At 39.6% G+C, this 12,043-nt stretch carries 9 protein-coding genes and 5 tRNA genes; 8 read left to right on the forward strand and 6 right to left on the reverse strand.

Translation table 11 applies throughout. The features are described 5' to 3' along the window. Positions 1-1,695, reverse strand: coding sequence for an ABC transporter ATP-binding protein (locus tag ACJZU6_RS07645; protein ID WP_408900013.1), 1,695 nt, complete (start codon positions 1,693-1,695; stop codon positions 1-3). A gap of 2 nt (positions 1,696-1,697) precedes the next feature. Further along, positions 1,698-2,249, reverse strand: a complete 552-nt coding sequence (locus ACJZU6_RS07650) for an ECF-type riboflavin transporter substrate-binding protein (RefSeq protein WP_080157738.1) — start codon at positions 2,247-2,249, stop codon at positions 1,698-1,700. A gap of 655 nt (positions 2,250-2,904) precedes the next feature. Here ACJZU6_RS07650 and uvrY point away from each other — a divergent pair. From uvrY to pgsA, 3 genes are all read left to right on the forward strand, one after another. Then, a complete protein-coding gene (uvrY, locus tag ACJZU6_RS07655) occupies positions 2,905-3,549 on the forward strand; it encodes a UvrY/SirA/GacA family response regulator transcription factor (protein ID WP_080157737.1) in 645 nt (214 codons plus the stop codon). Further along, a complete protein-coding gene (uvrC, locus tag ACJZU6_RS07660) occupies positions 3,549-5,399 on the forward strand; it encodes an excinuclease ABC subunit UvrC (RefSeq protein ID WP_408900014.1) in 1,851 nt (616 codons plus the stop codon). The genes uvrY and uvrC overlap by 1 nt, the downstream gene beginning before the upstream one ends. A gap of 132 nt (positions 5,400-5,531) precedes the next feature. After that, complete coding sequence (gene pgsA / locus ACJZU6_RS07665; RefSeq protein WP_080157780.1) at positions 5,532-6,089, forward strand: CDP-diacylglycerol--glycerol-3-phosphate 3-phosphatidyltransferase; 558 nt, start codon at positions 5,532-5,534, stop codon at positions 6,087-6,089. Positions 6,090-6,174: 85 nt separating this feature from the next. On the opposite strand, the gene cobA is transcribed toward pgsA, so the two are convergent. The 4 genes from cobA to nirB all read right to left on the reverse strand — a co-directional run bounded on the left by cobA (position 6,175) and on the right by nirB (position 10,858). Further along, positions 6,175-6,999, reverse strand: coding sequence for a uroporphyrinogen-III C-methyltransferase (gene cobA, locus ACJZU6_RS07670; protein ID WP_107277253.1), 825 nt, complete (start codon positions 6,997-6,999; stop codon positions 6,175-6,177). A 38-nt stretch (positions 7,000-7,037) separates the two neighbouring features. Next, positions 7,038-7,853, reverse strand: a complete 816-nt coding sequence (gene nirC, locus ACJZU6_RS07675; RefSeq protein ID WP_080157734.1) for a nitrite transporter NirC — start codon at positions 7,851-7,853, stop codon at positions 7,038-7,040. Between the two features lie 114 nt (positions 7,854-7,967). Continuing rightward, positions 7,968-8,294, reverse strand: coding sequence for a nitrite reductase small subunit NirD (nirD, locus tag ACJZU6_RS07680; protein WP_107277255.1), 327 nt, complete (start codon positions 8,292-8,294; stop codon positions 7,968-7,970). After that, complete coding sequence (gene nirB, locus ACJZU6_RS07685; RefSeq protein WP_107277256.1) at positions 8,291-10,858, reverse strand: nitrite reductase large subunit NirB; 2,568 nt, start codon at positions 10,856-10,858, stop codon at positions 8,291-8,293. The genes nirD and nirB overlap by 4 nt, the downstream gene beginning before the upstream one ends. 489 nt (positions 10,859-11,347) lie before the next feature. Between nirB and ACJZU6_RS07690 the strand changes: the two genes are divergently transcribed. From ACJZU6_RS07690 to ACJZU6_RS07710, 5 genes are all read left to right on the forward strand, one after another. Further along, positions 11,348-11,421 (forward strand) — tRNA-Cys (locus ACJZU6_RS07690). A gap of 17 nt (positions 11,422-11,438) precedes the next feature. Continuing rightward, a tRNA-Gly gene (locus tag ACJZU6_RS07695) sits at positions 11,439-11,514 on the forward strand. Positions 11,515-11,687: 173 nt separating this feature from the next. Continuing rightward, positions 11,688-11,774 (forward strand) — tRNA-Leu (locus tag ACJZU6_RS07700). Positions 11,775-11,827: 53 nt separating this feature from the next. After that, positions 11,828-11,901 (forward strand) — tRNA-Cys (locus ACJZU6_RS07705). A 16-nt stretch (positions 11,902-11,917) separates the two neighbouring features. Next, positions 11,918-11,993, forward strand: a tRNA-Gly gene (locus tag ACJZU6_RS07710). The last annotated feature ends 50 nt before the right edge of the window (positions 11,994-12,043 follow it).

The raw sequence follows: 12,043 nt of genomic DNA on the forward strand, positions 1-12,043 counted from the left end.
TTATTTATTTTTTAGTTCGTGGGCGATAAAACAGCGAATAAATTGATCAATATTTTCAATACCAATAGCTTGAGCCAATGAGTATAAGCTCGTAACCGTTAAGTTTGCTTGATCTAATAATGTTGGTTGGCTAAAAATATGATTAACTTTATCGTCAGCTAATAAGCGATTGTCGGCAATAACAACTGCGCGTTGAGTATATTCAAGGACTAAGTGCATATCATGCGAAATAATCACAATGGTGAGCCCTAGTGTTTGATTAAGTTCTTGAATAAATGTCATCATAGCCGCGTAGTGATGATAATCTTGTCCCGCAGTTGGCTCATCTAAGATCAACAAGTCTGGTTCAAGGACTAACATTGTCGCAATAGTAACGCGTTTTTTTTGGCCAAAGCTTAATGCATCAATAGGCCAGTGATGATAGCGACCAAGACCACATAATTTGAGGGTTGCTTCTACTTTGATTTTAATCTGCGCTTCATCCATGCCACGGTTACGTAGGCCTGATGCGACTTCATCAAAAATCATATGGTGTGAGATCATATGATTAGGGTTTTGCATCACCACACCAATGTGCTGGCTACGCTCAAAAATAGATTGATTAGCTAAATCGTTACCATTGAGAGAAATAGTACCGCAATCTGCTTCTAATACACCCATGATTAAACGAGTGATAGTCGATTTACCAGAGCCATTTTTCCCCATAATGGCAACAAACTCGCCTTTGTGGATATCAAAGCTAACATCATCTAGCGTATTGCGAACACCATCATAAGAGTAACTGAGGTTTTTAATGCTCAATAGAACATCTTTTTCTGGCTCTATTGGGGCGAGCTTAACTTGATGAAACCACGACTCAATTTGAGGCTTAAATTTATCAAGTTTAATGGTTGAAAAATAAGCGGGTTTATCTTCAGCTGTGATTGTACAGCCAGCCGCTTTTATTGCAGAGATATAGAGTGGCTCACGAATACCATGTTGTTGCAGTAATGGGCTAGCCAATAGCTCATCGGGTGTCATATCAGCAATAATTTCACCACGCTCCATCATAATAATACGATCAATTGGGCGATGTAATACATCTTCCAAACGGTGTTCAATGATGATTACCGTTTTGTTTGAATCTTTATGGAGGTTATCAATGATTTCAATCGCAGCTTTGCCTGTTTTAGGATCAAGGCTTGCTAAAGGTTCATCAAATAACAAAATATCAACGTCATCAACCATCACGCCAGCAAGTGAAACCCGCTGTTTTTGGCCGCCACTTAAATCAAAAGGAGAGTGGTATAAAATGCTGTTTAAGTCGACCATGTCAGCCGTTGCTTGTACAATTTCGCGCATTTGTTGCTGTGGAATCATTTGGTTTTCAAGTGCAAAGGCAATATCTTCCCCCACACTTAATCCTACAAATTGACCATCGGTATCTTGTAATACAGTACCGACCATACTGGTGCAGTGATCCAGATCTAGCTGACGAGTATTTTTACCATTAATGTAAAGCTCACCACTACAGTCACCTTTGATCGCATGAGGAATAAGCCCATTAAGGCATTGGCCTAATGTTGATTTTCCACAACCACTTGGACCAATAATGGCAATCTTTTCGCCTTTATTAATTGTTAGGTTAATATTTTTTAGAGTCGGGTTTTCAAGTGCCCAATATTTAAACGAAAAGTTGTTAAAGACGATACTCATTATTAGTAAGCCTCTTTTAAGTTGAAGCTTTGCTGCTTACGTTTAGCCACTGACGTTAGGATTAAATGACCAACAACGGCGATAATAACGGTATTACTAAGCGCAATAATAACTAATTGCACTAATACCTTAGTAAAGGGTTCGGCATAGAGGATGGCATCAAGAAAGGCGGAGCAGCCATAACCTACAACATTGGCAACAAAGGCTAGAGCGACAAAGAGACTAAAATCTAGATTAGAAAAACGTCCCATCTCTAAACGGCCACGGGTGAGCATCGGGTAAAGACCAATAATTAAGCCAACAATGCCTGAGCCCAGTTCCCATGTAAACCATACACCCCAGCCAGCAAAAAGGTCTGTCACCCAGTGACCTATAATACCGACAAGAAAGCCAACTAAAGGCCCAAAGAGAACGGCGAATAAGGCTAAGACTGCCATCGCAGGTTTAAGCGTGGTGTTAGCAAAGATAGGAATACCAAACATAGGTAAACCACCAATACCATATAGGGCTGCACCAATTGCAATAACAACAACTGTTTTAGCAGAAAGACTCATAACTTAACCTTGTTAACTCAGTCATCGAGACACGCTGTCATCGATGCAATGCAATAATTGGATAATAGATACTAATGGTTATAATCATCGTATTACAGATTAGATAGACCAAGCCAATCAGCAGAGTACCGTGATAGTAATCACTATCATTGGTGGTAACTCCGCATTAATAATCCATTATTAAGCAAGAGCGGTGTAAGTCTTTTTAATGTGAAAACGTCGTATATATAGAATGTGAAACCAAAAGCGGCGCTATGATAACGTAATCTTTCTCGGAAAGGAACGCTTTACATCTAGACGGCTAAGGATTAATCAGCATTAATTAACCTTATCAAAATAAGGTTAATAGATTGTTATATCTTACTGATTTGGTTATTTTTTATCATTGTATTGTCCACATCTAGACATAGGTATTTTTTGGGGCTTTATTTTTATTATAAAATAGACAATAATCGAACAACGGTCATTATTTTACAGCGCGTAAAAAATAGGTAACCGTAAACTGTCAAGCCTTAACTTTATGTGAAACTTTGCGCTGATACACAGAATCAGTATGAGGTTCATGGTTAAGTTGAGGTAGAATTATAAGTATTAGTGAGTTAGCTGTCCCGCCATAGTGGCAGGGTGCAGAGCCAAATCATATTGGAGATACAGCTTGATTAATGTATTCCTTGTAGATGATCACGAACTGGTTCGCACAGGGATCCGACGTCTTCTTGAAGATGTCCGTGGTATTAAAGTGGTAGGGGAAGCCGTCAGTGGTGAGGATGCCGTAAAATGGTGTCGTAGTAATCATGCCGACATTATTCTTATGGATATGAATATGCCAGGTATTGGTGGTCTTGAAGCTACTCGTAAAATATTACGCTTCAATCCCGAGATTAAAATTATTGTATTAACCGTACATACTGAAAATCCATTCCCAACAAAAGTTATGCAAGCCGGTGCCTCGGGTTATTTAACCAAGGGAGCTGGGCCTGATGAAATGGTGAATGCTATTCGTATGGTTAATAGTGGTCAGCGATATATTTCTTCTGAAATTGCCCAACAAATGGCTTTAAGTCAGTTCGCGCCAGATTCAGAAAACCCATTTAAAGAGCTGTCTGAGCGTGAATTACAGATCATGATGATGATCACTAAAGGACAAAAAGTTACTGATATATCTGAGCAATTAAGTTTAAGTCCTAAAACTGTAAATAGTTACCGTTATCGTTTATTTAATAAGTTAAATATTAGTGGTGATGTTGAGTTAACACATCTAGCGATTCGTCACGGCATGCTTGATACTGAGACGCTATAGTGTCTAATCATGTCGATGATACCGTTTTTGATGCGCAAAGTTTTCTCAAAACGGTAACTCACCAACCTGGCGTCTACCGTATGTATGACGCCAGCGGTGAAGTGATCTATGTTGGTAAGGCGAAAGATCTCAAAAAACGCTTATCAAGTTATTTTCGAACCAATGTTGCGGGCGAAAAAACACGCGCGTTAGTTAAAAATATTTGTAAAGTCGATGTAACAGTGACTCACACTGAAACTGAAGCATTGATCCTTGAACACAATTATATCAAACAGTATTTACCTAAATATAATGTCTTGTTACGTGATGATAAGTCTTATCCTTATATTTTGTTAAGTGCCAGTAAACATCCTCGTTTATCTATTCATCGTGGTGTTAAACGTCGCAAAGGTGAATATTTCGGTCCTTATCCTGATGTTTCTGCCGTGCGTGACAGTTTGCACTTGATGCAGAAAATATTTCCAATTCGTCAATGTGAAGATTCTGTTTACGCTAATCGTAGTCGTCCTTGTTTAATGTATCAAATCGGTCGTTGCTCTGGTCCTTGTGTCGCTGGATTAATCTCTGATGATGATTATCAACAGCAAGTGCAGTGGGTACGTTTATTTCTTCAAGGTAAAGATCGACAAGTGATCAATACCATGGTGGAAAAAATGGAGCAGGCGAGTATGGCGCTTGATTTTGAACGGGCAGCTATATATCGCGATCAGATTCAAGCTCTACGTCGAATTCAAGAGCAACAATTTGTTAGTCAAGATAATGAAGATGATTTAGACGTTATTGGTATTGCACATCAAAACGGTATGGCGTGTATTCATGGTTTGTATATTCGTCAGGGGAAGATTTTAGGTAGTCGTAGTTATTTTCCTAAAATGCCCGTTGATGCATCGTTAACCGAAGTGCTATCAAGTTTTGTCACCCAGTTTTATTTTAATCAAGCTGAAGGTCGTGTCATACCGAGCCTTATTTTATTAAGTGAAGAACTTGGGGATGGTAGTGAGGCTATTTTAACTGCTTTGTCTGAACTTGCTGGTCGTAAAATTACGATTAAGTATCATCCGCGTGGAACACGAGCAAAATATCTACAATTAGCACAAACAAATGCAGAAACCGCGTTAACCAGTAAATTAAATCATCGAATGACAATTCAAGAGCGTTTCTTTGCATTGCAACAAGCATTAAACTTAAAACCTATCTCTCGAATGGAATGTTTTGATATTAGTCATACCATGGGTGAAAAAACCGTGGCATCTTGTGTTGTCTTTAATCATGAAGGCCCGTTAAAGCAAGAATATCGCCGTTATAATATTACGGGTATAACGGGGGGTGATGATTACGCAGCTATGGCGCAAGTATTAGAGCGTAGGTATAGTAAAAACATGGAATTAGATAAAATTCCAGACATAATTTTCATTGATGGGGGTAGAGGTCAACTCTCAAGAGCGTATGATGTTGTAAAACCTTATATCGCTGATTGGCCAAAACGACCAATGTTAGTGGGTGTTGCAAAGGGAACGACGCGAAAACCTGGGTTAGAGACGTTAATTTTCGTTACTGGTGAAGAATTTTCTATGCCAAGCGATTCTCCCGCGTTACATTTAATACAACACATTCGTGATGAAAGTCATGATCATGCAATCAGTGGTCACCGTGCCCAGAGAGCAAAAGTAAGAAAACGTAGTACTCTCGAAGATGTCGAGGGAGTTGGACCTAAACGGCGTCAGGCTTTATTAAAATATATGGGTGGAATGCAAGAACTGAAAAAAGCGAGTAAAGAAGAAATTGCTAAAGTACCTGGTATCAGCTTGGCTTTAGCGGAAAAAATAGTCGATGCATTGCAACATGGTTAGTCTGTCGCTTTGAAGGTCATCATTGCTACAGTACTTTATTGGTTAAATTTACAGAAAAGGCACACTCTTTTACTTTTTTAGAGTAGTCTAGATTGTATGTTAGGCCCAGATCTTGAACATAAGAATAAAATTATGCGTTTATCAATCCCAAATATTTTAAGTTTTATCCGGCTCATTCTTATTCCATTTTTCGTTATTGCCTTTTATTTACCTTATGAATGGTCGGCGTTTGCTACTGCGTTAATCTTTTGGGTAGCAGGTGTAACAGATTGGTTTGATGGTTATCTTGCGCGTAAGCTTAATCAAACGACACGTTTTGGTGCGTTTATTGATCCCGTCGCTGATAAATTAATGGTTGTAACTGCAATGGTGCTAGTGGTTGAGCATTATCATACTTTATGGGTAACTGTTCCTGCTATTACTATGATTGGCCGTGAAATTATTATTTCAGCATTACGAGAGTGGATGGCTGAACTAGGTAAACGTGCAAGTGTTGCCGTTTCATGGGTTGGTAAAGTAAAAACAGCATCACAAATGTTTGCCTTATTACTATTACTATGGCATCCGCATCAATACGTTGTATGGCTAGGTTATGCATCACTATATATTGCAATGGTGTTAACTTACTGGTCAATGGTACAGTATCTTAAAGCGGCAAAAGGTGATTTGTTAAACGCAGACAATCACTAAATAGATTTTAATTATCTGTTAATAAATAAAAAAGCGAGCTAATGGCTCGCTTTTTTGTGTTTATAACTTAGTAAGTCAGCCGAACTTAACCATAACGTTGCATCTCTTGTTCTATATTGGTTAGTGTATCTGGTTGTTGATTAAACCAATTTAGTTGTTGGGATAACTGAGTAACGCTACCGATAATAATTAAAGCAGGGCTAGCAGCTTGTTGAGCAAGTATTTCTATTTGAGCGAGTTCTCCTGTTAATACGCGTTGGTGGATCGTTGTACCACGCTCAATAATGGCTATAGGTGTTGTTAGCGACATACCATAAGCACTTAATTTATGACGAATAACACTGCTTTGATTTAATCCCATATAAAACACTAACGTATGCTTAGCGCGCGCCAGTGATAACCAATCTATTTGATCTTGATCTTGTTTTAAATGCCCAGTAATAAATTGCACACTTTGGGCGTGATCGCGATGGGTTAATGGAATGCCTGCATATGCTGCACATCCAGATGCCGCAGTGATCCCCGGTACGACTTCAAAAGGAATATTAAATGGCAGTAAAGCTTCTAATTCTTCCCCCCCGCGGCCAAAAATAAACGGATCGCCACCTTTTAAACGTACGACTTGTTTACCAGCTAATGCATGTTCAACTAACAGATGATTAATTTGCTGTTGAGGCACACAATGATTACCGGCTTCTTTCCCTACAAAAATGGCTTGGCAGCGAGGAGGAAAGAGATCAACGATCTCTTGTGAGACTAAGCGATCATAAATAATGACATCAGCCTGTTGAATCAAGCGTAGTGCTTTGACTGTAAGTAAATCAGGATCACCTGGGCCTGCACCAACAAGAATCACTTTACCGATTTCAGTTGGGGTAGATAACGCATATAAAGTGTCTGATGGGTGCATAAGTTTACTCCAAAACTGTGTCATTATGGTCGGCATAATTATATTGATTGCTGTACTTGAGTATCAGCTGTTGCTGATTTAATCATTGGACGTTGTGATTTTGGTGTTGTAAACCAATAGCCTAAGCCCATAAATACTACGCCAGAAAGCGTATTACCGATTGTTACCCACAATAAGTTATGTCCAATACCAACGAGGGTAAATGCGTCTTTGTGATCGCCAAACCAAGATAGAGCAAAAATAGTCATATTAGCGATTGAGTGCTCAAATCCTGAAGCAATAAAGGCCAATAAACACCACCAAATGGCAATGAATTTTGCTGAACCTTCAACGCGTTGACACATCCAAATAGCTAAACAAACAAGCCAGTTACATAGCATGCCTTTAAACAGTAATACCGACGCTGGAGCTGCAGTTTTTGCCATAGCAACATTATTTAATAGGCTGTTACCATCGTTTAAAAGTTTGCCACCACCGGCATAAAAGAAAAGTAGGGCAACGCCAACCGAACCTAATAGATTTCCCATCCATGTTTGGGGTAATACACGTAATGTGTCAGCAACGGTGATTTGACCTGTTTTCACACCAAAAGTTAAAAACATAGTGTGCCCAGTGTAAAGTTCAGATCCAGCAATAATCACTAAGGTTAAAGCGATGCCAAATGTCGATCCCATTACAAGGGGTCTAATACTTGGATCGACCATATTGCCAAGTGTGAAAATTAAAATAATGCCCAAACCAACGTAAGCGCCAGCCATAGCAGAGCTTAGCCAAAATCCGAGTTTCTCTTTTTGTGCAAATTCAACAATACGTGCCGCATTAGCGGAGCATTTTTTGATGGTATCAGCGTACATACATTTTCCCTGTAGAAATTAAAACTGTTTGTCATAAGCTAATAGACAAGTTGTCGTATTAACTTATGGCAAAGAAGAGTTTGGCACTCTCGGCCAAACTCATTACTGCTCTAATTACAAGCGAACCTGTACTTGACCCTGATGAACTTGAATCTGATAACAAGCAATTTTGATATCAGGTTGTTCTAAACAATGGCCATCAACTAATGAAAAGCGTTGTTTCTTTAATGGACTCGCGATCCATAGTTGATTCTGATGCTGGCAAATAATCCCACGAGAGAGGACATTTGATTGTGCAAAGGGGTCTTTATTATTGAGGGCAAACAATTGTTCACTATTGTCTGGACGGAAAATAGCTACTTGTTGATCGCCAACTAGGGCACAAACGCCTGTGCCGGGGATCAAATCATCAAGATTACATACAGAGATCCACTGACTCATGCTTTTTCCTCCAATGAAATAATAAAGGTTGTATCTTGTTCATTATTGATTGTTTTTTCACTAATAGCTGCAGGGCGATGTTGTTCTCGTTCGGGTACAAAAACAACATTGCTATCACGTTCTGTGCTATTAATAAAATGAGAAAAACGTTTTAATTGCTGCTCATTGCTTAGTGTGGCTTGCCACTCACAGTGATAACTCGCAATCAACCGTTCTGCATCAGCTTCAAGTTGTTGGTTAAGGCCTAATTTATCATTGATGATGACATCTTTTAGATAGTCTACACCGCCGTCTAAGCTAGTTAGCCATGTTGAAGTACGCTGTAATTTGTCGGCAGTACGTACATAAAACATCAAGTAGCGGTCGATATATTTAATTAATGTTGCAGTATCAAGATCTGCGGCTAATAAATCAGCATGGCGGGGCTTCATTCCACCATTACCTCCGACATACATATTCCAACCCGCATCTGTTGCAATAATACCTAAATCTTTACCTTGAGCTTCGGCACACTCTCGAGTACAACCAGAAACACCAAACTTCATTTTATGAGGAGTACGAATACCTTTGTAACGGTTTTCTAGTTGGACGCCTAAACCGACACTGTCTTGCACACCAAAACGACACCAAGTGCTACCAACACATGTTTTTGCCATGCGTAATGCTTTGGCATAGGCTTGACCTGTTTCAAATCCGGCATCAATCAGACGTTGCCAAATTTGTGGTAAATCGTCTTTATGAGCACCAAAAAGGCCTATACGTTGAGCGCCAGTTACCTTGGTATAAAGTTTATAATCACTTGCAATTTGAGCTAATGCTAATAATCCCGCAGGTGTTACTTCACCACCCGCCATCCGTGGGATAACAGAGTAGGTACCATCTTTTTGCATGTTGCCAAGAAAAATATCATTGGTATCCTGCAACGGTGTATTTTTAGGGCTAAGAGCGTATTCATTCCAGCATGACGCCAGAATAGAGCCAATGGCAGGTTTACACACCTCACAACCGTAACCTTTACCGTATTTAGCAAGTAAAGCATCAAAAGAGGTGATTTCTTCAACGCGAATAAGGTGGAAGAGTTCTTGACGAGAGTATTCAAAATGCTCACAAAGGTGATTCTTAACTTCAACGCCAGCCTTTGCAAGTTCACTATTAAGGACTTGAGTGATTAATGGAACACAACCACCACAGCCTGTGCCTGCTTTTGTTAACGCTTTTATATCACCAAGTGTTGTATAACCTTCAGCAACGGCGGCTGCTATTTTACCTTTAGTGACGTCAAAACATGAACAAATGACCGCACTGTCAGGTAATGAATCTGCGCCCATTGCAGGTTTTTCTGCACCAGCATGAGCAGGTAGAATCAAACTGTCAGGGTTTTCAGGTAATTCAATATTGTTTAATTTAAGTTGTAATAAATTACCATAATCAGCGGTGTCGCCGACTAATACTGCACCTAATAGTTGTTTACCATCTTCAGAAACAATAATACGTTTATACACATCTTGCTGTTCGTTAAGGTAAACATAACTTTTACAGTTAGGAGTACGGCCATTCGCGTCACCAATACTGCCAACTTTTACGCCTAGTAATTTCAATTTGGCGCTCATATCAGCACCGTCAAAAGTATGAGACTCGCCCAGTAAGTGACCGACAGCAATTTGTGCCATTTTATAACCAGGGGCAACGAGACCAAAGAACATATTGTTCCAAGATGCACACTCACCAATGGCATAAATATCATCATCAGATGTTTGACAGAAATTATTGATTGCAATACCACCACGGTTACCTAGCTCTAAATCACAATGGTGAGCGAGTTTATCTTGTGGACGAATACCAGTAGAGAATACGATGAAGTCAACTTCGAGTGAAGTGCCATCAGCAAAGGTAAGGGTATTACGAGCGTGTTGGCCATTTGCGATGATTTCTTGGGTATTTTTACCTGTATGAACAATAACACCAAGTTGTTCGATTTTTTTACGAAGTTGCGCGCCGCCATGAGGGTCTAGTTGTTCAGCCATTAATACTGGCGCAAATTCAATAACATGAGTATCAACACCTAATGCTTTTAAAGCACCAGCTGCTTCTAGTCCTAATAATCCGCCACCAACGACAACACCACTTTTACTGTGTTTAGCCGTTGCTTCGATCGCTTTTAGATCTTCAATTGTACGATAGACAAAACAATCTTTTGAATCATTACCTTTAATTGATGGCACCCAAGGATACGATCCTGTTGCCATAATTAATTTATCGTAATGAACTTCACGACCACTACTAGAATAAATGAGTTTTTGATCTCGGTTAATCGTGATGGCACGTTCACCTAAGAAAACGTTAATACCATGTTTTTGATAAAAACCTTGTTTAACGAGAGATAATTCTTCTGCAGTGTGATGAGAGAAATAAGATGAGAGGTGAACTCTATCATAAGCAACTCGTGGTTCTTCACAAAAGACAGTAACATCATAGTTACTCATGTCAGCTTTATCGACTAGCTCTTCGATATAGCGATGACCAACCATACCGTTACCAATAATTGCTATTTTGACTTTGTTCATAGATCCTCTTAACAATATCGTGAATTACGATAAGCTTATTGAGTGTTAACTAGAATAAATATGACACAAATCAAGTCAAACTTTAAATAACCCTAAAGAGGTATGCTTAAAAATCAAATGATTAGATGTAAAAATTAACTTCATTAATAAGTGCTATAAAAAGAAAGAGAATAAAGGTAGGTAATAGTGTTATTAAGGACGAATAACATACCTGTAATTAAGCCATAGTAATGAATATGAATACTTGCGATATATAAACAAATGACAGTTTAAAGGGTTGATAATATTTCAATTTAATTCTTTGAATTCTAAGTGGGTGGATTTTGATCAACAATGGGCTGATTTTTAGGTGGATGTAACGGAAAATAACCACTTAAATAAAAAGTCATAATTTTTCGTTGACTCAGCCCGTAAAATCAGTAAATTACACCACATACCGCAGCGGGGTGACTTGCTAAGGTAAGTGAAGATTAGGTTCTTTACAAAAAAGGCGCGTTGGCAGAGTGGCTATGCAGCGGATTGCAAATCCGTGTACCTCGGTTCGACTCCGGGACGCGCCTCCATTCTCTTTTGAGAATATGCGACACTAGCTCAGCTGGTAGAGCGCAACCTTGCCAAGGTTGAGGTCACGAGTTCGAACCTCGTGTGTCGCTCCAATTTAAGAATATTGATGTTATCAGTGTTCAGCAATGCAAGAGGTGACTCAACAATGTTGAGGTCACGCCTGAGTTTACAAGATCGGGAACTTCGTGTATCGCTCAAAATTAAAAGATATTGCTGAAATGGCAGTATTTACAGATGGTGTCTTACCCATCGCAAGAAATTGCGTGCCCTGGTGGTGGAATTGGTAGACACAAGGGATTTAAAATCCCTCGGCGTTCGCGCTGTGCCGGTTCAAGTCCGGCCCGGGGCACCATCTATTACGTTGTTAAGTCAATTAACAACAGGCTAGGGAAACCTAGTAACGTTGGCGCGTTGGCAGAGTGGCTATGCAGCGGATTGCAAATCCGTGTACCTCGGTTCGACTCCGGGACGCGCCTCCATTCTCTTTGAGAATATGCGACACTAGCTCAGCTGGTAGAGCGCAACCTTGCCAAGGTTGAGGTCATCGGTTCGAACCCGATGTGTCGCTCCAAATTAAAAATACGGCTTAGGCGGTATTTACAGATGGTGTCTTACCCATCG

This window comes from Photobacterium piscicola (assembly GCF_046058925.1).
Taxonomy (GTDB): domain Bacteria; phylum Pseudomonadota; class Gammaproteobacteria; order Enterobacterales; family Vibrionaceae; genus Photobacterium; species Photobacterium piscicola.